20 protein-coding genes and 2 pseudogenes are annotated in these 22,746 nt (G+C 35.1%); 2 read left to right on the forward strand and 20 right to left on the reverse strand.

Annotated elements, in window-relative coordinates; genetic code table 11:
• Nucleotides 1–5: 5 nt before the first annotated feature.
• The 3 genes from IOC57_RS06975 to folE2 form a co-directional block, all read right to left on the reverse strand.
• Nucleotides 6–1,208: a CobW family GTP-binding protein gene (locus IOC57_RS06975; RefSeq protein WP_207438030.1), complete on the reverse strand. Its 1,203-nt coding sequence runs from the start codon at nucleotides 1,206–1,208 to the stop codon at nucleotides 6–8.
• A 218-nt stretch (nucleotides 1,209–1,426) separates the two neighbouring features.
• Complete coding sequence (gene dcd / locus IOC57_RS06980; RefSeq protein WP_207438031.1) at nucleotides 1,427–1,966, reverse strand: dCTP deaminase; 540 nt, start codon at nucleotides 1,964–1,966, stop codon at nucleotides 1,427–1,429.
• Nucleotides 1,963–2,874 carry a GTP cyclohydrolase FolE2 gene (gene folE2, locus IOC57_RS06985; RefSeq protein ID WP_207438032.1) on the reverse strand — a complete coding sequence of 304 codons (912 nt, stop codon included), beginning with the start codon at nucleotides 2,872–2,874 and terminating at the stop codon, nucleotides 1,963–1,965. The genes dcd and folE2 overlap by 4 nt, the downstream gene beginning before the upstream one ends.
• 445 nt (nucleotides 2,875–3,319) lie before the next feature.
• Here folE2 and IOC57_RS26485 point away from each other — a divergent pair.
• Nucleotides 3,320–3,457: pseudogene (locus tag IOC57_RS26485) on the forward strand (TIGR03943 family putative permease subunit); the annotation flags it as partial.
• Nucleotides 3,458–3,600: 143 nt separating this feature from the next.
• Here the strand turns inward: IOC57_RS26485 and IOC57_RS06990 are convergent.
• The 16 genes and pseudogenes from IOC57_RS06990 to IOC57_RS07065 all read right to left on the reverse strand — a co-directional run bounded on the left by IOC57_RS06990 (nucleotide 3,601) and on the right by IOC57_RS07065 (nucleotide 20,248).
• Complete coding sequence (locus tag IOC57_RS06990) at nucleotides 3,601–5,220, reverse strand: nucleoside recognition domain-containing protein (RefSeq protein WP_207438033.1); 1,620 nt, start codon at nucleotides 5,218–5,220, stop codon at nucleotides 3,601–3,603.
• 9 nt (nucleotides 5,221–5,229) lie between these two features.
• Entirely contained in the window at nucleotides 5,230–6,330 is a 1,101-nt protein-coding gene (locus tag IOC57_RS06995; RefSeq protein WP_207438034.1) for an NAD(P)/FAD-dependent oxidoreductase, read from the reverse strand.
• Between the two features lie 198 nt (nucleotides 6,331–6,528).
• Nucleotides 6,529–6,954, reverse strand: coding sequence for a Fur family transcriptional regulator (locus IOC57_RS07000; RefSeq protein WP_207438035.1), 426 nt, complete (start codon nucleotides 6,952–6,954; stop codon nucleotides 6,529–6,531).
• A gap of 362 nt (nucleotides 6,955–7,316) precedes the next feature.
• Complete coding sequence (locus IOC57_RS07005) at nucleotides 7,317–8,138, reverse strand: metal ABC transporter permease (RefSeq protein WP_207438036.1); 822 nt, start codon at nucleotides 8,136–8,138, stop codon at nucleotides 7,317–7,319.
• The gene (locus tag IOC57_RS07010; protein WP_207438037.1) at nucleotides 8,084–8,791 is read right to left on the reverse strand and encodes a metal ABC transporter ATP-binding protein; all 708 of its coding nucleotides are present in this window, start codon (nucleotides 8,789–8,791) and stop codon (nucleotides 8,084–8,086) included. The genes IOC57_RS07005 and IOC57_RS07010 overlap by 55 nt, the downstream gene beginning before the upstream one ends.
• A gap of 76 nt (nucleotides 8,792–8,867) precedes the next feature.
• Nucleotides 8,868–9,863, reverse strand: a complete 996-nt coding sequence (locus IOC57_RS07015; RefSeq protein WP_207438038.1) for a metal ABC transporter substrate-binding protein — start codon at nucleotides 9,861–9,863, stop codon at nucleotides 8,868–8,870.
• Between the two features lie 180 nt (nucleotides 9,864–10,043).
• Nucleotides 10,044–10,406, reverse strand: a pseudogene (locus tag IOC57_RS07020) (transposase); the annotation flags it as partial.
• Nucleotides 10,407–10,551: 145 nt separating this feature from the next.
• Nucleotides 10,552–11,733 carry a staphylopine family metallophore export MFS transporter CntE gene (cntE, locus tag IOC57_RS07025; RefSeq protein ID WP_207438039.1) on the reverse strand — a complete coding sequence of 394 codons (1,182 nt, stop codon included), beginning with the start codon at nucleotides 11,731–11,733 and terminating at the stop codon, nucleotides 10,552–10,554.
• 192 nt (nucleotides 11,734–11,925) lie between these two features.
• Nucleotides 11,926–12,672 carry an ABC transporter ATP-binding protein gene (locus IOC57_RS07030; RefSeq protein ID WP_207438040.1) on the reverse strand — a complete coding sequence of 249 codons (747 nt, stop codon included), beginning with the start codon at nucleotides 12,670–12,672 and terminating at the stop codon, nucleotides 11,926–11,928.
• Nucleotides 12,659–13,480: a staphylopine uptake ABC transporter ATP-binding protein CntD gene (gene cntD / locus IOC57_RS07035; RefSeq protein WP_207438041.1), complete on the reverse strand. Its 822-nt coding sequence runs from the start codon at nucleotides 13,478–13,480 to the stop codon at nucleotides 12,659–12,661. Before cntD ends, IOC57_RS07030 begins: the two co-directional genes overlap by 14 nt.
• Nucleotides 13,481–13,484: 4 nt before the next feature.
• Nucleotides 13,485–14,348 carry a staphylopine uptake ABC transporter permease subunit CntC gene (gene cntC / locus IOC57_RS07040; RefSeq protein WP_207438042.1) on the reverse strand — a complete coding sequence of 288 codons (864 nt, stop codon included), beginning with the start codon at nucleotides 14,346–14,348 and terminating at the stop codon, nucleotides 13,485–13,487.
• Entirely contained in the window at nucleotides 14,349–15,281 is a 933-nt protein-coding gene (gene opp1B, locus IOC57_RS07045; RefSeq protein ID WP_207438043.1) for a nickel/cobalt ABC transporter permease, read from the reverse strand.
• A gap of 258 nt (nucleotides 15,282–15,539) precedes the next feature.
• Nucleotides 15,540–17,135, reverse strand: coding sequence for a staphylopine-dependent metal ABC transporter substrate-binding lipoprotein (cntA, locus tag IOC57_RS07050; protein WP_207438099.1), 1,596 nt, complete (start codon nucleotides 17,133–17,135; stop codon nucleotides 15,540–15,542).
• A gap of 112 nt (nucleotides 17,136–17,247) precedes the next feature.
• The gene (locus tag IOC57_RS07055) at nucleotides 17,248–18,564 is read right to left on the reverse strand and encodes an opine metallophore biosynthesis dehydrogenase (RefSeq protein ID WP_207438044.1); all 1,317 of its coding nucleotides are present in this window, start codon (nucleotides 18,562–18,564) and stop codon (nucleotides 17,248–17,250) included.
• Nucleotides 18,565–18,594: 30 nt separating this feature from the next.
• Entirely contained in the window at nucleotides 18,595–19,389 is a 795-nt protein-coding gene (locus IOC57_RS07060) for a nicotianamine synthase family protein (RefSeq protein WP_207438045.1), read from the reverse strand.
• A 25-nt stretch (nucleotides 19,390–19,414) separates the two neighbouring features.
• Nucleotides 19,415–20,248, reverse strand: a complete 834-nt coding sequence (locus tag IOC57_RS07065) for a histidine racemase CntK family protein (protein ID WP_207438046.1) — start codon at nucleotides 20,246–20,248, stop codon at nucleotides 19,415–19,417.
• An 824-nt stretch (nucleotides 20,249–21,072) separates the two neighbouring features.
• On the opposite strand from IOC57_RS07065, the gene IOC57_RS07070 reads away from it, so the two are divergent.
• Nucleotides 21,073–21,849, forward strand: coding sequence for a M15 family metallopeptidase (locus IOC57_RS07070; protein ID WP_207438047.1), 777 nt, complete (start codon nucleotides 21,073–21,075; stop codon nucleotides 21,847–21,849).
• 127 nt (nucleotides 21,850–21,976) lie between these two features.
• Here IOC57_RS07070 and IOC57_RS07075 read toward each other — a convergent pair whose 3' ends face one another.
• Nucleotides 21,977–22,744 carry an ABC transporter ATP-binding protein gene (locus IOC57_RS07075; RefSeq protein ID WP_207438048.1) on the reverse strand — a complete coding sequence of 256 codons (768 nt, stop codon included), beginning with the start codon at nucleotides 22,742–22,744 and terminating at the stop codon, nucleotides 21,977–21,979.
• Between the last annotated feature and the right edge of the window lie 2 nt (nucleotides 22,745–22,746).

The following is a 22,746-nucleotide window of genomic DNA, read 5'->3' on the forward strand; positions in this document are numbered from 1 at the left end:
CCACATTATTTCATATTATTCATATCTGTTAAAAAAGAAGGTAGTGGGTCTTTAAATGCAGACCAAACTTGCTTCATTTCTGTTTCAGTAAGTATGCATTCGTCTAAAGCTTTTTCAATTTCCTTTTGATTCATATCAATTCCAATCATAACCAATTCAGTTATGCGATCACCATATGTTTCGTCCCAATTAATTAATAGTTCTGGTTCATCTTCTAGAATTTGTACTTGTTCTTTTTCCGGATAACTTGCTATCCAATTACCTGCTGCCTGAATCGTCAGGGAAGGACCTGCTTGGGAGAGAAGTCCGGAAATATCGTGCCGGGAAGCTAACCAAAGAAATCCTTTTGATCGTATCACCTCGACTGGCCAATTTTCTATCCAATTCATCAGCCTTTCTGGATGGAATGGCTTTTTGCGACGATATAAAAATGATTTTATGCCATACTCTTCGGTTTCTGGAACATGCTCTTCATTTAATTCTTTAAGCCAACCTACTCCCTGACTCGATGTCTCAAAATCAAAAAGTCCAGTGTTCAGAACCTGAGTAAGAGGTACACGTGAATATTCACTTTCTATAATTCGTGCCTCAGGACTGAATTTTTGTAGAACTGATTTTAGTTTTTGAACATTATTTGACGAGACTAAATCGACTTTGTTCAGTACAATCACATTAGTAAATTCTATTTGATCAATTAAAAGATCGGCTATTTCCCTCTCATCGGTTTCATCCACTGCCTGCTTCCGATCCAATAGAGTTTCTCCAGAAGCGTAATCATGCCAAAATCGATTAGCATCCAAAACGGTAACCATTGTATCCAGCCTACATAATTTAGACAAATCGATACCCATACTTTCATCAACATAGGTAAAGGTTTGAGCTACTGGTATTGGTTCACTTATTCCACTTGATTCTATAACGATATAATCAATATCTTCTAGCTGTGCAAGCTTTTCCACTTCAATGAGTAAATCTTCTCTAAGGGTGAAGCAAATACAGCCATTTTGCATTTCTACCAGTTTCTCGTCGGTTTTAGCAACCCCCCCTTTTTTAACCAAGGCAGCATCAATATTCACTTCACTCATATCATTGACAATAACGGCTACTTTAAGATTATCCCGATTAGTTAAAATGTGATTAAGCAGAGTTGTCTTTCCTGAACCAAGATAACCACTAAGCACCGTAACCGGTATTTTTTCAAAATTCACCTTTTCACTCCTTTCACAATGCACCCTTAAGTCATAAAGTGTTTTCGCTCTCGTGCAAATCGAAACTATTACGATTTACAAAGTAAGAATAACCAGTTATGCTTTATTATAAAGGCCTGTTTTTTTCTCTCCCGCCATTATTAATAGCTATACCATTATAAATCGTAACCGTTACTATTTACAAGTGTTTTTATAAATAAATTTTCAGCTCTCTTTCCTTAGCATTCTAAATCCCTATAAATTTTACTTGATGTCGCATTTTTTTGACCAAGGTATTTGCCATTATATAATTCTGCTTGTTGATCAACTTCAGAAAAGACAAGTTGACAAATTCTGCGACCAATAGTTAACTGTACCGGTATTCTATTGGCATTAAAAAGCTCAAGTGTTATGTTCCCTTCAAAACCTGGGTCAACCCACCCGGCATTTTGAATAAATAGTCCCAACCTCCCTACTGAACTTCTCCCTTCTACGAACGCGGTAATATTACCCGGAAGTTTAATCCTTTCTTTAGTAGTGGCTAAAAGGAATGAGAGTGGCGGTATATGAATGGACTGCCCATCGTCCATAACAATTTCACGGTATTTTGCTGACGTTTCCGTGGATAATTGAGTGCATTTATATTCATCAATTAATAAAAAGTGTCCTCCCAAACGAAGGTCTAAGGAAGCCGGTTGGAATTGGAATGGTTCTACAGGGTAAATCAAAATTTCCTTACTTTGTATTTTCCTTTTAATCGATTTTCCTGAGAGTATCATGGCCCCACCTTTTCTTTATTATAAGATAATGAAGCGTATGCATCCTGTAAATGAATGGATTCCTCATTTCGGCATTCAATATGAAAGGACTGAACCCAGCTTAATTCATATAAATCCGCTGCAACCAGCCTAATAAGGTCTTCCACAAACCTTGGATTTTCAAACGCTTGTTCCGTCACCTTCTTTTCATCAGGCCTTTTTAGAATGGAATAAAGTTTTGCACTTGCATTCGATTCAATTACTTCTAACATGATTTCCTTGAAATTCCCAGGGGCGCCCCTGTCTGAATAAGTTTCAATTTCAATAGATACAATCCCTCTCTGATTATGGGCACTATATTCACTGATTTCTTTAGAGCAAGGGCACAGTGTAGTAACTGTTGCTGTCATCCGTATCTTTTCAATCCACTTAGCTGGCTCTTGGTAGTTTACTTCTATATGTAAAACTGCATTCATCAGACCTGATTTACCCATTACAGGACTTTTTCTTTCAAAAAACCATGGAAATGACACTTGGACAGCTGAAGCTTTCTGCTCCATCCTTTCCGCCATACTCTTGGCCAAATGACGTAATGACTGTGGGTTCATTTCTATTCCCTTTGAATAGGCTTCTTGAAGAGTTTCTGGGAGCCTACTCATATTTATCCCTTTCTTACTACTGCACAACTCAGTAGTTAGTGTAAAATCACCAATGGCTTGTTGAATTACCGGTTCAGATTCTGCTTTAACAATGACTGGATACTTAATTTTTTTAATTCCTACACGGTCGATTTTAAAGAACTCATTTTTTTCAATATTTTGCAAGTTCGACATATGTTGTTTTTGTGTTGGTTTATCTCCAATAATAGGATAGCTTGATCCAAAATATTGAAGCCGATTTGATTTTTTAGGTAGTTCCAGAATTGGCATCTTTTCATACTCCCATTCATTATTCATTATTGATTCTTAACCGTTTATCCAGAAATGAATGAGCATATTTTATCTTCGCCTAAACAATAAGTGACTATAGGTAATTCCTAAACATGTCACTAATCAATTTTATTTTGGGATTACTTGGATAGATTGGAATATAATAAATCGTAATCATTACGTTTTGCAATTTAACCATATAATATTTACTTTCATAAATCAATTATTTATTTAGAGGTTAAGAAAAAAATCCACTAAATTTGCTAGCAAGTACACTATTAACAATTTCAAATCCCCCTTTTTGTGCTTCTTTATTTAATCAGCTCAGTCTACTTCATGAAAAAGGATTCATGTTTTTCAATTTTTTGACTATTTAATGACAAATATGGAAGATAGCGAAGGAAGGAAAACGTAAATTCCAGATATTGTATAACGAGAGAATCAGTTACCGAAAAATCAAATTGCGATTGTTCGCCTTTCCATGACCTGTTGTATCGTTGATGCTAACTTATATGGTTACCAGGTTAACGGACATATACAAAAAATGGAAAACAATAATTGGTACATATTCAAGGGAAATTAACAAAAGGAAGCTATAATGGTGAGACCGTTCAGTGATCCAAATAATATATAGTCCTCTTTATAAAGTGATTGAATAATAAACAATAATGCAATCCTTCTCATTTCATTATTTTGTTTTCCTATTTATAGTCGTCCTTGATAAAATTAGTTATACAACGATAAAATTATGGAAAACAAAATAACGCTTAAAATACTTGTTATCATTTGTTTACCTGCTAATAAGAGAGCCTCTTTAAAAGAAAGTTCTCTCATAATTTTCACTAAGGTTACTAAGCAGGCAGTAAATGTACTACAAAGGAAAACGGCAATAAATAATTCACCTACTGCTAATTGATCCGCCATTATTCCGTTACCTTCATTCAATAATAATATTCCATCCTTACGGAATAAACTTGCAACGAAAGCGGGTGCTATATCAGCAGATAAACCAATAACAACCAATAATGGTGCGACAAGCCTTTTTAAAATGTCCATCCATCCCAGAAAATCAAATAATGAAGCAACCAGGCAGATAATTAAAAATATAGGCATAGCCTGGACGAGAAATTGAATTATAATAGGTTTTAGTCTATAGGACAAGGTTTGTCCTGAAGGCCATTGTAAGAAAGTTTCTCTTTTTTTAAATAGTGGGACTATTGTTTTTTCATTCCATATCTCCCCATGGATTAGTGATATTATTATCAAGATGAATATATACGGGAAAATAAGGCGGATGTGGCCTGAAGCACCAAAGACAGATAGGGATGCTCCTAATTGATAGCTACAGGCAGAGCCGAAGGAAATAACTGAAATACAATTCTTCCTAGTACAAATGTTGCAACTCCGACTAGATTGTATGGCAACAACATTGCATCCAAAACCATTAATGATAGGAACTAGATCCTGTCCAGTTAAACCAAATTTTCTCATGAGCGGATCAAGCACATCTGTAATGTGATCCTTTAATCCACTTTCTTCTGTAATTGCTAGAGCTAAACCGAATAAAATCACTACCGGAAAAGCCCAAATGAAAGAGTAAATACCCAATGTTAGTAGGCCAAAATCTCCAAAAAGCACAGTTTGCAAGGTTTCAGGAGCCCCCCTGCTCCATCTAACGAGAGAATTCAGAATAGTTGATTCAATAATGCTCTCAACTCTTTTAGAAAATTGGTAGGCTAAGAAAATAGGGAGGGAATAGATAACGAGTAAAGTTAAAAGGGCCACATATGGCCCTAAGCCCTTCATTTGATACAGGGTCTTAAATTCCTTTATTCCTTTTATACGCAAATTATTGAGTTCAATACTTTCAGCTAAAGTAACGGGCCTTGCTAACTCACGTATTTTATCCCCGTCCCTTGAATCCACTCTTCGTGTGTCCACTATAAATAAAGGGAATTTATTTTTTTCTCTAAAATCCCGCAATTGAATCAGTGATTCTTGATCCATTTTATCTTCAAAGCTAACGATGACCGCAATTGGCTTATCTCCGAAATGGAAAACTTCTGATAAAGCTTCCATCTCCTCTTTAAAATGGGTTCCTCTAACTACAAACCAATATTGATTAGCAGATTTAATCTTTTTTCTTGTATATTCACTTGAGACTAATTCACTTCCTATACGGATACCTGGTGTATCCATATATCGGGTCTGGTTTTCATTTACTTCTAGTATTGTTGAGGTAGATCCTTTAACATTAGATCCCTGAGCAGGAAATTTTTCTTGTAGTAACCCTTTAAGTAGTGTAGTTTTTCCTGATGATTCTAACCCTAATAATACAATTTTCATATGGATCTCCTAACAGGCACAATCTTTCTCACAACAAGACAAGTCATCAAGGTACATGGCAGATTTCTTATACATGTCAAAAACCTCTTGATTGCGAGAAAGATTATGATGGAAAAAAATGTCCTCTGCTATAATTGCAAACCTTTGACGAAATTTATATATAAAACAAAAAATTGTATTACTTTGTCTTACATTTGGTCCAATCAAATATACTGAAGGAGCTAGCGTGGACTCATCTTTTTCAGTTAAGATTGGTAGACCTTTTTCATTCCATTCAAACAACTCCTTGAATTGCTTCGCTCCACTCCCAAAGCCAGTACAGATAATCGGTTCCCAAATAGTTTCTACAACATCTCCATTCTCGAGTTGAATGAGAAACATGTCTTTTTCATTGTCCTTTTCGATTGAAACGACTCTACTCATAGGATGTTCAAAAATTCGATCTTGCAATTTTAAGGAATTAAGCCTTTCTCTCGTAAATGGTGATAAGGTCCTACTAGGATCCACCTCAATATTAAACCACTTCTTCGCAGGGTAATATACATCCACTTTATTCCCGTCTTTAATTAGGTGATAGGCCGCATCCGCTGCGCTCTCACCACCACCAATAATGATTCTATCCCCTTCAATTTCTTTCCATGAGGTAACATCGCCGTAATGTATACCGTATTTAAAAGGGCGTTTTGGAAATTGGAATTCCCCACAAGCAATAATAACTGAATCCGAGAAGAAGCCATCACCATTCTCGCTTGTTTGTACCCAATACTTTTCTTCCCTTTTTTCTACTTTATGTACTTGTGTATTTTCACTGACTGGCAACTTATAGTGTTCAGCAATCATACCTAAATAATCTCCATATTCCTCCCCTGATAAGTGTTCCTTTCCAAAAGTATATGCAGGTGACGTTTCAGGTAATATTGCATTTAAATCTAAGTGACTAAAACCATGAGCAGTAAAAGATGGTGTAATAAACCTTGTTTCTTCTGGCCATTGAAAAAATGTTGAACCAATTTCGTCCTTCTCCAATATAATAAAATCATCTATTTCATTCTGCTTTAATAGAACACCCATACCAATCCCTGCTGGGCCTCCACCTATAATTGTAATCATTTTTTTCCTCCCTTTATCAAAAGCTTATTGCTTTATAAAACCTATTTTACTTATTTTCACCACATACAAATCGTAACGATTACGATTTGTATCATATAGTTAACGACAAGATTTAGACATAACTACGATGACTGTTTGAAGCTTTATTTGTGTATATTCTGCGGGGCCTTAGTCACTCGTTATATCGGGATATACTATCTATTTCGCTAAACAATCGTAACAGTACCCATAAAACTCAAACCTTTGCAGTTTAAATTGATTATTAAAGGCAACCTTTGAGAAGTCTACGGGACATTTATCTCTATCCAGGGATTCACTTTTCCCGCAATTCAAACATTTTAACATACTCCTTGTATTTTCAGTTACTAGTTGATATTTACACTCTCTTTCCCACATACCTTTCTTCTCAATGAACCCCTTTTTTTCTAGCAAAAACAAAGTTCTGTAAACCGTATCTAAACTGATACCGGGGATTTTTTTTTTAGCCTCTTTATGCAGAATTCTCGCGGAAATAAATTCACTCTTTTTGTTACTTATCAATGTAATTAATAGTTTTCTTTTATTCGTCATCCTATAACCCGTTCTAATTAAAACAGAATTTATTTCATACTGTAGGTTCATCATTATTAACTCCTTCCTTTAAATAAAGTTAAATCATCCATCCAAACTATATGACTTAAATGAGCCAACATTTCACCATTCGTAAATTCGTAATGATTTCGATTTACATTAAAAATTAAATCATATTTTCACAAGAAAATCAAAGAAGTATAGTTCTTTATTTTATATACATACTCATATTTATTCTTAAAATAGTAATATAGATATACACCATATTGCAGCACAATAGCTAATTTAATTTACTGAAAATATTGCAGTTATCCTTTTTGCAGTGCGAAGGTACGCATTTTACCAATGTAGGGTGATTATCCGCACTCCTTCCCTTACAAATATTTGCGATATCCCAAGTAACATTTTAAAGCATATCAATGCCCTTTTCTTTTTAATAGATAAAGCTTTTGAAAAAAAAATCCCAGTAATAAGATGACAACAAGAAGCAACGTAATAGTTGCACCAGGAGGAGTTCCCAAATAATAAGAAGTACTTAAACCGGTAATGATTCCAAAAAATGCAGTAATTACCGCAATAATAATTACCCATTTGAAACCTTTTGCTATCCTAATTGAAAATGCAGCGGGTAAGACAAGCAGGGCTGATACTAACAGAACACCAATTGTGGGGATGATGACAGCTATGACTAATCCAGTTAAAATACTGAAAGAGAGTGATAGAATATGTGAATTAATCCCACTAGTAAATGCAGTGTCTTCATCAAATGTTAACAAAAATAGTGGCCTTTTTAATATCCAGAAATATAAGAGTACTATCAAGGTTATAATGAGCATCGTATATACTTGCCGATCACTGATAGTTATAATGGAACCAAATAAATATTGCTCCACATTAGTTGTCATTCCACCAGCACTAATACTCATTAAAAAGAGCGCAAGAGATAAACCAGCAGCCATTAATATAGCAATGGAAACTTCTGAATATGAATGGTAAGCTCTGCGCATATACTCTACTGCAATGGAGCCCATAATAACGACAAGAAAGCTTGAAAGCGTTAGATCAGTATGAATGAAATATCCGACCGCAACTCCAGCTAGGGAAATGTGTGATAGGGTATCTGCCATTAACGATTGTCTTCTTAATACAAGGAAGACTCCCAATATTGGTGCAATGATCGCAATTAATCCTCCTGCATAAAATGCCCTTCGCATGAATTCAAGGTCAAACATTTCCATGTATCCCGTTCCCCCTTCTCAAGATGAATGATCTTATCAAGAAATGGTTTAACATCTTCTTGGTCATGTGTCACCATTAAAACCGTGCAGTTATGCTCCTTGACTTGGTGTTTCATAAATTCATAAAATTTTATTCTGCTTTCAAAATCCATTCCTGTTGTTGGTTCATCTAGTACAAGAAAATCCGTTTCAGCTGCTAATGCACGTGCAATACAGATTTTTTGTTTTTGACCACCAGATAATGCACCAATTTTATGGTTCCTAAATTCCCACATCCCCACCATATCCAAAACATTTTTTACAACCTTTTCATCATGAACAGTCAATCTAGTAAACCATTTCCCTTTCCGAAACCTCCCCGAACGGACCAACTCTAAAACAGTACTTGGAAAACCAACATTGAATGAAGCTATTTGTTGAGGTACATAGCCGATTTTTAATGGTTGTCCTTTTTCATTAATCTCGCTTATCATTATCTCTCCGCTCCAAGGCTTTAATAAGCCTAGTAACAATCGCAGCAGAGTCGATTTAGAAGCACCGTTAGGTCCTGTAACACCAATGAATTCACTACTATTTACTTGAAATGAAATATCAGCAAGAGCCGGTGTATGGCCATACCCGAATTTAATCGATTTTACTTCTATAAGATTCAAACATGACACTCCTTTCCAGTTTTTTCAAAAGATAAAAGCGTGACTATGTCCTGATTCACGCTTTTATCCTTTGAAACTATTCGGTTAATGCCAGCTTAATTTTATCTAAATTATCTTGCATTACTTGAATGTAATCCGCGCCTTTTTTCTGATTTTCTTTACTTAACCCTTCCAAGGTATTTAGCACTTGGGTTTCGGCACCTATTTCAGTAGCTAAAGTTTGTGCTACTTTTGGGGATGCTACTTCTTCAAAGAAAATGGTTTTAATACTATGGTCTAATGCAAACTCCTTCAATTCTGCAAGTTTTGCAGGACTTGGTTCGTTTTCAGGCGACAAGCCGGCAATGGCGACTTGTGTAAGCCCGTATTCTCTTGCTAAGTAACCGAAAGCTGCATGTTGTGTAATAATATCTTTACTTTTAACATCTTCTAGTGTTGATTTAAAATCTTTATCCAAAGCCTTTAGTTTTTCAATATAAGCATCACTGTTCTTTTCGTAATCATTCTTATGGTCTGGATCCACTTTAATTAAAGCGTCCTTAATATTCTCCACTTCTTTTTGAGCAAGTACAGGGCTTAACCAAACATGAGGATCTTTTTCATGACTATGTTCATGCTGTTCGCCTTCAGCCTGTTCATCTTCTTCACCTTCTTCTTGCCCATGGTCATGTTCATCTTCTTCACCTTCCATTAATGTGATTCCTTCGCTCGCCTTAACAAAAGTGGATTCTTTAGTATCTAAACTTTTTTCAATATCAGGAACCCATGTCTCCATATATTCACTATCATAGATAAATAAATCTGCATTTTGTATTTGCCCTACATCCTTAGGTGAAGGTTCCCAATCATGAGGCTCTATAGAAGAAGGTATCAATAACTTTACTTCAGCAAGATCGCCAACAACATTTTTTGTAAACTCATACATTGGATAAAAAGTGGTGACTATTTGAATCTTTTCAGTATCCTTCTTTATTTGTTTTTCCGCCCACTCATTACTCACTCCTTGTTGACATCCTGCCAGCATAAGTGGGATAGCAATTAAAAGAGCTACCACTCTTTTAAACTTTTTCATGAAATTACCCTCCGATATATTCGCTCATATTTTAGCATTTGTAGTATATCGTAATTATTACGATTTGTAAATAGTAATAATTACGATTTACACTCTAGCTGGATTTTATTTCAAATGCTTCTCACTCTAAAAGGCCAGCTGACGTTGGTTTTAATCTGACCTCTCCCTAAATTTATCTGGTGGAAAAGGCTTCTTTCCATGGTTTTCACGATCTTGATTTATTTCATCTTGAAGACGTCCTTGATACGCTCGTGTTTCTTTGCGAACGATTTTCTTTTCAAATTTGCGCTTATTCGCACTGGCTTTCACATGTGTGGAATCGACGAATACGTGTTCAGCACTTATTAACTTTCTATCAGCAGCTGTCATTAAGATGCGATAGAAAATCTGTTCAAACAGGTCTGTATCTTTAAAGCGTCGCTCATAATTTTTCCCGAACGTAGAGAAATGAGGTACTTTATCATGGAAACCATAGCCTAAGAACCAACGGTAAGCCATATTTGTTTCAACTTCTTCCATCGTTTTACGCATGGAACGAATACCGACCCGCGGAATGCGAGTGCCTGGAATGGAAATCAACGTCCAAATGGTACAAGCCATAAAAAATGTAGACGAACTCGATATTCATCGAGTTTGTCTACATTCTGAGAACACGTTTAAATCAAACGTGTTCTTTCAATTATTTAGTTTACTGTTCAAATATCTTTCTTCGATCATAGGCGAAAACAATCATAGCGGCACCCAAGATAGCACAAACCATATACATCAATGAGTATGATGATAAATCCGCTATAGGGCCCATAATGACTCCACCTAACGAAACACCTAAATCAGCCATAGCAATAAATAAACCAATTAACACATTACGATTCATTTTTGGTAAAACAAAGGTCAAATAAGTGGTTAGCGTTGGATAGATGAGTGCCTGAGAGATTCCCAGTAAAATTGCTCCAACATATAAAAAAACAACTCCTCCCGTTATGGAAAAACTTACACATTGTGCTGCTGCCGCTACTAGGAGCATATTCCCCATGATAAATGTTGAATGCCACTTACCGTCTGATGGGATTTTTTTTCTTAATGTAAAACGCGCAAAGACAACAGTACCTGCTTGAAGCATTAGGTATATTCCAGCATTACCGTTCTCTACTTGCTTAGCATACAAGGGGATGAAGGTCGTAATAGCACCAAATACAATGGAAGCTACCAACATCAATACACTGCATTTAAATAAATACGGATTCTTTACCAACTGACCAAATGCCTTAAATATGTTTACGCTTTGTTCAGTATTATTGGGAACAGGTTCAACCTTTTCTTCTTTTATTTTCACACTATAACCAAACACCCCAGTAAAGATGGCAATTGTAATCATCACCACTGTAAAGTAATTCATATCACCTGCTTGCCAAATGCCTAACGCCAGTAGGGGCCCTAAAACACCTGGCATATAAGAAAATAAAGAATAAAGTGATATACCTTGTGAACGATCTTTTTCTGGAAGTGCATCAATAATGCCTATCTGCAAGGCCATTGAAAAAAATGCTGTCGATACTCCTTGTAGAATACGAGCAACTAAATAGCCCCCTAGCCCAGTAAATGTGTATAATATCAAAGCAAAACCATTGATAATAAGGATAATGCGTAACACTTTTATCGACCCATGCTTTTGTATAATATGACCTGCCCACGGTCGAAAAAACATGGTCGTAAATAAATAGGCTCCCATGATTAAACCGATAGTTGTATTGCTAGCACCTAATGTATCACCCCGCAAAGGAATAATAACATTTAGTATAGAATTGGCACTAAAATAAAGAAGAGCCAACATATATAAACGCATAAAGGGCCAAGACATTGCTCCACTCACAATTTTTTCTCCTCCTAATCTTTTAATGATATTCGTAACTTATTATGTATTTAGGCAAATCCTTTCTAATGACATTTCACTATTTATAAAGACTGTGCATTTCTTAAACATTTACTTCACATGGCAATAGAAGCACAGTTAGAAAAAGACAATTAACTTATCAAATCATTCTAATCGTCATAAATCTATCTTTTAAATGGTTATTAACATCTTCAATAATTTCCTTGAATATTCTGTCTGTACATTCTTTAATTGTTCAATATCTACCATTTCCTCGATTTGACCCTTTCTAAAAATAATGACTCTATCACAAATATACGCAGCGGCCTGTATGTCATGTGTTATAAATAAATAACTCATATTGTAGACTTTTTTTAAGTCTATCAATAATTCAAGTACTTGTATTTGCACGGATACATCTAAGGAACTGATTGCTTCATCCAATAAAATACACTTCGGCTCTGTTGAAATTGCCCTAGCAATGCATACTCTCTGAACCTCTCCACCCGATAATTCATGTGGGTACTTTTTTTTATAAGTTGGGTTTAAACCAACCTGATTTAATAGGTGTTCAATCTTTTTTTGATTATCCTTCAGGGCTTTTTTCTTTATTTTTAAAGGTTCCATAATGGCTTCTTCAACTGTAAAAAATGGATTAAGTGAGGAAATATAATCTTGAAATACTGCACTAATATTACCCAACCTCACTCGTCGATCGCTTACATTCTTTCCTTCAAATAAAATGTTACCACTATCAGGGTTTTCAATTCCTAATATCAAACGTCCCAGTGTTGATTTCCCACTTCCACTTTCTCCAATAATACCTAGACATTCACCATACCCACATTCAAAACTAATATTTTTCAAGACCTTATTCCTTTTTTTAGAAAAGATTTCACCCTTTTCATAAGATTTCTCGACACTATCAACTTTCAGCAATATAACTCCTCCCCATGATTTTCTTGAAATTATTATTAAGCCGCAGTTTAGTCGATACTAAATATTTTGTATATTCATGTTGGGCATTTGTGAAAATGGATCCAATACTCCCTCTTTCGATAATCTCACCATTCCTCATTACTAAAACCTCATCCGCAATTTTCCTTACAACACCTAAATCATGAGAAATATAAATCATCGAGCAACCAATTCTTTCTCGTAATTTAATAAATTGTTCTATCACTTCAAATTGCGAGATTGTATCTAACGCAGTTGTAGGTTCATCCGCAATAATAATATCAGGCTCTAATACTAATGCCAAAGCAATCATAATTCGCTGTAACATTCCACCTGAAAGCTGATGGGGATACTTATTCAGGATTTCTATGGGGTTTTCCAGCATTACACTTTGCATGGCATTCTTCATTTTTCCTTCCACCTCTTTATTTCCCCGGCCAAAATGTTCAACAAGTGTCTCTTTTAAATGAACCCCAATCACACAGGAAGGGTCAAATGCACTCATCCCATTTTGTAGAATCATACATATATTTTTCCCCCTTTTCTTTCGCATTTCTTTTTCAGGAAGATTGTTTAAGTTTTCTCCTTTAAATAGAATGTCTCCTGATTGGTGAATCGAAGCTTTGTTTAATTTCATGATTGACCTGCAAGTTACAGACTTTCCACTTCCGCTTTCTCCTACAATGGCCAGGCAGCTCCCTTGTTTCAAATTAAAGGAACTATTATGAATAATCATATTACCGGTACTGCTATCCCATATCCTTAAATTTTTCACTTCTAATATATTCATGAATTTATTTTGCCACCTCATTTTCTTGAAGCTTATTTTTAGAGGTCATTAATATAGGGTTTAGAGCGACTTGCAGCCCATCAGATAAAAAATTAAAGGCTGACACTACGATAATAATGGCTAAGCCAGGTGCTAACATTAACTCTGGTCTTGAAAACATAACTTCCCTCGCCTCGTTTAACATCATTCCCCATTCAGGATTTGGAGCTTGAATTCCTAAACCAAGGAATGAAAACCCTGATATTTGCAAGATCATCGAACTAATAGAACTACTTGAAATGACTGCTATATCAGAAAAGGTCACAGGAATAATATGCTTAAATATAATGTGCATGGCACTATTACCGGAGGCTATTGAAAATTTCACATATTCCAATTCGGTATACTGCATAACAGATGTTCTAATTACTCGTGCAAACCATGCCCATTTCATCAAAATAAAAGCAATCAATATATTCTCAAGCCCTACGCCTAAAATGCCGATAATCGCCAATGTCATAACGTACCCAGGGAAAGAAAGCATAATGTCACAAATTCTCATAATAAAGGCATCTATCTTTCCTCTAAAGTAGCCGGCCATAAAGCCCATAACAGCTCCTATCAAGATAGATATTGATAATGCTGCTAAAACCCATAAAACGCTAGGTCGAATTCCATAAACCAATCTGGATAAAATACATCTTCCCAAGTGATCGTTACCTAATAGGTATTCCCAAGATGGGTTGGCATACCGGAGGCTCATGTTTACTTCCTCAGGGTCATGTGGCGCAAATATAGAAGCAAATATACCAACGACAATCGTCACAATAATGACCAGTAAAGAGATAATAGCTAGCTTATCTTGAGTTAAGTTCTTTAATATCCTCATTTAAAGATCATTCCTTAATTTAGGATTCATCGCGGCATTTACAATGTCAGAGATTGTATTGAAAATGACAAAAGACACTGCCAATATCAGAACATACGCCTGAATTACGGGAAAATCCCTATTGAGAATGGATTTAACACTTAGGCTGCCTAATCCCGGCCATGCAAAAACATTTTCTATCACGACCGTACTTCCCAATATAATAGGGATAGCCATACAAAATATTGAAATGGCAACTTGCAATGAATTTCTTAAAATATGGATGATGATTTTCTTTTCCGGTAAGCCACATGCCCTTCCATACAGTACATAGTCTTCATTTAAATGGCTTAACATTGAACTTCTAACAGTTCTAAAATAAATGCCTGCATAACTTATCGCTATTACAGTGACGGGTAATATATAACTTTTAAACGATTCCATCCCACTTGTTGGCAACATATCCAACTTTACCGAAAAATACCAAATCATAATAGACGCAAGCAGATATGATGGCATAGCGGTTAAGAAAAATGAAATACCTCTTATGGATTTATCAATGATTTCCCCTTCTTTCATTGCACAGATGACACCCAATATTATTGACAAAACAATAATGATGACCGATGAAACTAATGTTAGCTTTAACGTGTTTAGAAAAGCTGGACCTATTAAAGACCAAATTGGTTTTCCTGTAACGTATGAATTCCCAAAGTCCAACTGTAAGCAGTCAATGATCCATTTTAAATACCGTATTATAAATGGTTTATCCAGTCCTAACTCTTCTTTTGTTTGAGCAATTAATTCATCTGTAATATTTGGAATATCTTGTGCCTGCAAAACCACCTCAGCTGGTTCTAAGGGAGAAAGATTAATTAAGCCAAACGTTAAAAACGAAATAATCAGCAATAAAGGGATTGAAATTAATAGTCTTTTAGTTACGTAAATTCCCATGGAAAATCTCCTTTTTATAGAAAAACTCTTTAGAACATACTTTCCATCCTCATTGATTATTAATCCATGTTTAATTGACCATAAGAATGATTACCTATTATATACGGAACCCCCCATCTTGTGCTGGGTCTCTGTATAAAAATGGCGGAATTTTGTATGTGTGCAATCAACTAGGGATTTTTCATTATTTATATAGTTTACCTTTGATGATTTACACTCTCTTATAAATAAAAAGGGGAAAATCCCCTTTTTATATTTCTATTCAAAGTCCATTAACTCAAACGGTAACTCAAATTGGGTCTGCTTAAATGCAATGCCTTTTAAATTTTTCGGAGCAACTACAGTGACCCTTCCATTTGAAATGGGAATAAAGACTGCTTCATCATGAACAGTTTCCATAATATCAGCGTATAACGTTTTTCGTTTTTCTTCATCCGCAGACACCATAACCTCATCAATTTCCTTATAAAGTTCAGCTGCTTTTGCAATGCCGCTTGTAGTATATAAATAAGCAGACTTAGATGTAAAAGCAGAAATAGTACTTTGCGGGTCATATGCAAGTCCCCATGTTTGATTGAATAATAAATCATACTCCCCTGTTGATCTTCTATTGGCGATTGAAGTTGATTCCTCACCTATAATCTCCACTTGCATACCTATCTCTTTTAATGAACTTTGAATAAATTCTGCTTCTATTTTTTGGGAAGATGAACTGTTATCATAATAAAATTTCATAGTTAATTTTTTACCGTCTCTCATTCTAACTACAGAATCATCCTTCGATATCCAGCCTGCTTTTTCTAAAATCTCTTTCGCCTTTTCTAAATCGTAGTCTCGTTTCTTCAAATCGACATCTGCATAATTGACGTTTGGTGAAAATAACGAGTTGGCTACTGCTTCTGTACCATTTAAAATATCCTTACTAATTGTTTCTCTATCAATAGCGTGCCAAATTGCTTCACGAACGGCTGTTTCACTCACTGCATTATCATTTTTACTACTATTGGCCACTATCATTTTCGTATTCATTGCTTCACTTCTAATAAGTTGATACTCACCTGAATCAACCAATTGATTCATTGCTTCGACGTCGAGGCTATCTGAACCCCGATCATCTGTAAATACAAAATCCACTTCTCCCTTTTTTAAAGCTAAAAATGTCGTTTCCCCTGCCGGAAGAACTTTAGAAGTAATTTTCTTAATTTTAGGTGCACCACCCCAATAGTCTTCATTCGCTCCAAAAGTGGCATACTCATCGGTTTTATGTTTAGTAAGAATATATGGGCCCGTACCATTGTAACCATTTACCCCATCTTTTGTTCCCCCGTTCATGAAATTTCCGGGTGATATAAACACATATGGTCTAGTCATCGACAGCTCGACCAAAGTAGGGTAATATGCCTCTGATAGCTCTAACTCAACTGTATATTCATCAACTACCTTACAGCTCACTATTTTTGTTGATAGCTTAATCCACGCATGCTTTTCAGCATTTTTTTGTACTGCATCTATATTTTGCTTCACTGCTTCTGCGTTAAAGGGTTCTCCATCATGGAATTTCACATCTTCTCTTAAATGAAATGTGTATACTTTTCCACCTTTTGAAATTTCCCATGATTTTGCAAGTAGCGGCTTAATTCCTTCCTCCGTATTTTCAACTAATGATTCATATATCATCCCCTGAGCCGGCATTGAACCCGTGTACAAATGGGGATTCATATCATTAATATCTTTCGATGAGGCATAAACTAATTCTGTTTTCTTTTTAATATTCGTTGTAACCGTATCACTTCCATCACTGCAGCCAACCAGCATTATAATTGAATACATAATAATAGATAAAAACACAAACATACTTCCTTTTTTCACAATATTTCCTCCTGATAAAAATAAAAAATTTTTAATAATTCTTTCCAAGTGCATATGCAAGAGAAAGTGGCTCTTCTCGTTTCCGATAGATGAAGTATTATTTCAACGTTTTAGCTTCTATACTTTTATCGATTTCACTGCATATCATATTCAAATCTTCATCAAAGCTTTGAACAACAAATGCTTTAGATAACAATTCACCTTTATAAGATTGAGCAACTATTTTAATTTTATTTTCATATGTTTTAATGATCTTATCTATCGTAGGACATTTAGAGTTTAAATATTTTGCAATTCCTTGTATTATTTTTATCCGGTAATAGTCTTCCTTAGGCATTCTAGGGATATCCAAATGTCCTTCTCTGTTGACAAACATACTTCTAATTGGCACTGCTGAAAAATCAAAATACTTCCCTTCCTCATCTGGTTCTGAAAAGGGATCAATCAAGAGCGAGGTATATCGTATGTACAATAAATACTCTTGATGAATAGTCTCTAAATGATTGAAATCCTCAATGTCCCGACGGGATAAGCTTTCCGTTCTCACCTGATAATTATCATCTGTCATGAATTTAAGTAAATTAATGCCTTTTATATTCATTTTTCCTATAATATCCATAATTTCTTTCCACTGAGCCAGCATATCTCGAATTAAATATTGTGTTATGGGCCCTTCAGGATAAATTTTATAAACATATTTCTTGGTATCTATATCTCCGAATATTGCACTTAATGATAAATCATTCATAAATAGCGGCGGGTGGACATATAAAGAAATATTTCTTGTTTCCGCCTCAATTGGAGAATTCATGACTTCTAGTGCAATTCCTAATTCTTCATATGCCTCTTCAAGTTTATGGACGTTTTCAGAAGGATAGTGTGTAGAGCCTATAAAAATTTTCTTCTTTACAGCTGTGGTTAACACGTGATTAGAAGGGCTATCGTACATCCATCGAGTATCACCATAATATGTTGAAAAGCTAATAATTTCTGCCTTTGAACTAAAATTATTCATATAATTACTTATAAGGCTATTGGAACCCAAAGTAGGAGAAATTAAAACAATACACCTTACCTGTTTTAAAACCTCATCATTCATTTTTTTTAATACTTCAATATAAGCATCCGCCGTTACAGATAAAATGATAGTATCCCATTCTCCATTAATTGTTTCATATCCATTAAAAACGTGATCGATGAAGCATTCACCTTCCATATTTCTATGCTTATCATTTTGAATGTTTACACGAATGAGGTTATCACTTTGCTTGAGCGCCTCAAAGAATTTTTCTGAACGCACAGATTCTCTTCCAACGATCCCCACATGGCATTTTAATTGTTTTTTTAAATTCACAGCAAGTTGGATGGATGCAGGACCAGTTCCTAATAGTAAGACTCGCTTAAATTCATTCATATAAACCTCCCTTTCTTACTGACAAGTAATCTATGCTTTTTTATACAATGCAATATCAAAAACATGTTCTGGACGCAGTATTTTTTCAACCATTATCCATTTTTGCCCGTCCACCTCTCTCAATGGATAATTAAATAGAGATTTCAACTGATTACCATACCTCATGGCCACTACAACATTATCATTCGAACAAGTATATAATTGATCCAATATGTCATATTTACTTTCAACAGTTGAACTAAATATGATATGGGTTGCCTCTTCCGTAAAATCAAGATTTTCAACCAATGTTTTTTCTAACTTGATATTTAAGCCATTACCTAGTTTTTTTACAACGTTTTGTCCAAGTTGAATGGCCTCCTCATCAATGTCTATGCCTACTACTTCTGCTCCTGTTCGTTTTGCAATTAATATCGGTGTCATCGGAAATGCCCCCGAGCCTACTAGCAATACTTTTGACTTAGAAGTAATTTGGAAACTACCAAATTCTTTTTCAATACATGATTCTATATTTTCGAAATAATCGCTGACATCATCCATTCCATTTTGCAACTTCAATGCACGATATTTCTCCATGATAGCCACACAAAGTGCAGACTTTTTTCTTAAATCCACCACAAGATGGCTCAAATCAATGGATTCTAGATGTTCCATTTGTTCCCACGTTTCTTTGTTCCGTTTATTCGTTATAAATTTTGAATAGTCATCTATTACTTTCTCTAACTCCGAACAATTATTTATTGTATGATCATAACGTCTTCCTAAATCATCGAATTTCCCCAAAAATTCATCCAAATGACTGTGGAATGTTTTTAATCCTATCATTCAAATCACCCCTGTTAAATATTATCTATACCTCAATAAATGCTTTGCCCTGTGCTACTATTCCGACAGACCCTTCAATTTCAAGTCTGGTCAACTCTTCTTTAAAATAATTGGCAAATACAGTGATAATGCCACCGGGTTGCTTTATTTGTGCTGTAATCTCCCGATTGTTTTTCCAAGCTAGATAGGCTCCTAATGTGGCTGTGCCTGAACCGCATCCCCTTTCCCATATCAAACTATCTAGATGTGGAACATATATGAGCGGAGCCAATTCATGCGTTTTTGATTTATACAATAAAATGCCAATTAAGTTGTAACTTGAAGGTGATCCAATTAACTTTGCTAATTTTTCCGCATTTTCCCTCATCTTTCTGTTGAATTGCTCTACTTCCATCACAATATGTACAAACTCACCATAATTCACCATAATTATTTCCATATCGCTACCATCAAGTTTTATTTTTCTCTTTTCTATCCTTTTAGGAATAGGCATAGTAACTTGACAGTAATATTCATCAGATTTTTTCTTGACTTGACACATAATTAACTTATCCGCACCTGAAACTTCCAATGAGATTTTCGCCATATGATTATGATTTAGTCCTTTTTCCGAGGCAATTAAAGTGGCCAAAGACATGCAAGCATTGCCGCAAAACTCCCCTCCAGCCATTTTTAGATGAGCAGCCGCTTCTTTTTTCGTCGACTTTTCTATAAAGCCTACTTGTTCTGCATTCAGGCTATCATATGACATGATTTTTGAAGCAATTTGCTTATACTCTTCATCTGGATGATTTGTTTTAACAAGAACTGTCATATTTTGTGTGGGATTAAATTTTACAAAATCTATTTCCTTTATCATCGCAACTACCCTTTACAGTATTTTTTCTTTTTTAAGTTTTCCTTTCTTAATAGAATATACAACGCAAATAGTAATGATTACGATTATCAATCACAAAATGAATTATAGCATATTGTTCGATAGTGTCAATAATTGGTTCTGTTTTTTTAGTTTAAATTTAATAAATTTTCGTAATTTTAGGCTTGATAATGCCCAAACTTAATTTTCTCCATACGTTACTCAAGCAAATATGACGTTATGCCGAACAACTTTTCTCATTTTGAGAAGCAGATAATAGCTGATTTCAACAACGTATCCATAAGTTTACTATTCTTTTCCATTAACGGAATTGCTGGAAATTATAGACCGTTCACTTAAAACGGGAAAACCTTATCAAATCAAGTTTTGTAGTGAATTGATGATGAATGCCGATAACATTATAAGTCCCGAAGTTGATATTTTTAGATATTCTAAAAAACAGAGCTCCCCGTAGTAGTCAATACCCAACTACTACGGAAAGCTCTTGTATTTATTGTTGCCCTTAAAATCCAAGCATTAGGTAAACCAACCATTCTTATTAGTAGGATTGTACGAAATATATTGATTTTTATCCTCCAATTTGATAGTCTAAGCCTTATCTATTTATAAATCGTAATTTTTACGATTTATAAATAGATAAGGAATTTTTTGGATTAATAAAATCCAAGACAATTTAGTTTTTTAATAAAACTATTTTTATACGAATGAATGAATACTTAACTGTTATCTCGAATAAGAATTCATCACTGTTTCTATTCACTAACATTTCTCATGTATATTTTCTGAATGAACTTGGAGGCGGTACTATGTTAAGATCTATTCAAACTATTATTTTACTATTATTTACTTTATCATTCACTGTTGGGTGTACTGTTAAGGAAACATCCGAAGATGAACATAATTCCGATAAAGGTGAAAATACGCCACATTCCGTTTCTAGTACAAAGAGTGCTGAACCTCGTATTAGCACAGTACAGCAGGAAGCCATTAACGCCTCTGCGACACCTGATAGCATTCCCGTTCTAGTTAACAAGTTAAATCCTCTACCTGATAAATACAGGCCTGATGATCTAGTCTATCCAAATGTGCCTTTTATTTTCAAGGAAAGAATCGAAAAACGAATGATGCGAGAAGAGGCGGCCCATGCTTTGGAAAATTTATTTAAGAAGGCTGGAGAAGATGATATAAAATTAGCGGGAGTATCAGCATTTAGATCACAAGAAACACAAGAAAGTATTTTTAATAATTATGTAAAAAAGGATGGGCTTGAAAAAGCTAAAACTTATAGTGCATATCCAGGAACCAGCGAACACCAAACAGGGCTGGCTATTGATATAAGTGACATTAATGGCAGTTGTGCTGCAGAGGAATGTTTTGGACAAACAAAAGAGGCCGAATGGTTATCTAATCATGCAAGTGATTATGGGTTTATAATTCGGTATCCTGAAGGAAAGCGAGAAATCACAGGGTATAAATATGAGGCTTGGCATATCCGTTATGTAGGCATAGAGATAGCCAAAGAAATTGAAACACAAGGGATGACACTCGAAGAATATTATAATGTACAGCCCGTATCTAAATAGGATCAATCATCAATGCGCCGACATCTTAAAAATCACATTCAAGATCTCGGCGCATTGATTTTTTGGGGCTGAATATTTTTTAGAACCTCATCCCTCCTCTAATGCATTGGAGAAAACTATTATATAATCAATTTTTATGGATATTTAGAGGCATCACTGAAGTCAAAAGTTTTTTTGCATAGGGATGTTGGGCATGTACAAGTTCTGCACTCGGTAGTTCCTCCACTATCTTTCCTTTATATAGGAAAAGAATCCTATCACAAAGATTTGCAACCGCCTGAAGATCGTGGGCTACAAAGAGGAAGGTCATATCCATATCATCTTTTAGCTCATGAAGCAGTTGAAGGATTTGTGCCTGAACAGAAACATCGAGTGAACTGATGGCCTCATCAAGCACGATGAATTTTGGTTCTGTCGCTATCGCTCGAGCAATACATACTCTCTGAAGTTGACCCCCACTCAGCTCATGCGGATATTTATGAAAGGTCGAATGAGGGAGTCCAACTTTAGTCAAAAGTACATGTATTCGGTTGTCTACATCTTTATATTCTCCTACGGCAATTAATGGCTCTCCAATGATATTGCCCACTGTAAATTGAGGATTTACAGAAGTAGTATAATCCTGAAAAACCACGCTCATATTTCCTTTATTCTGCTTAATCCACTTGGAAATTGATTCACCCTCAATCTCAACAGTACCCTGTTCAGGTTTCTCTAAACCGAGGATAATCCGGCTGAGTGTGCTCTTCCCACTCCCACTTTCTCCTATCAAACCTACACATTCACTTTTGTTAATTTGAAGATTAATATCTTCTAAAATCTTTTTCTTAGACTTTATTAAAAATCCGCCATCTTTATTATAACTTTTTGAAACATTTTTAACGCTAACAAACATAA

This window comes from Bacillus sp. SD075, assembly GCF_017355165.1.
Taxonomy (GTDB): Bacteria; Bacillota; Bacilli; order Bacillales; family DSM-1321; genus Peribacillus.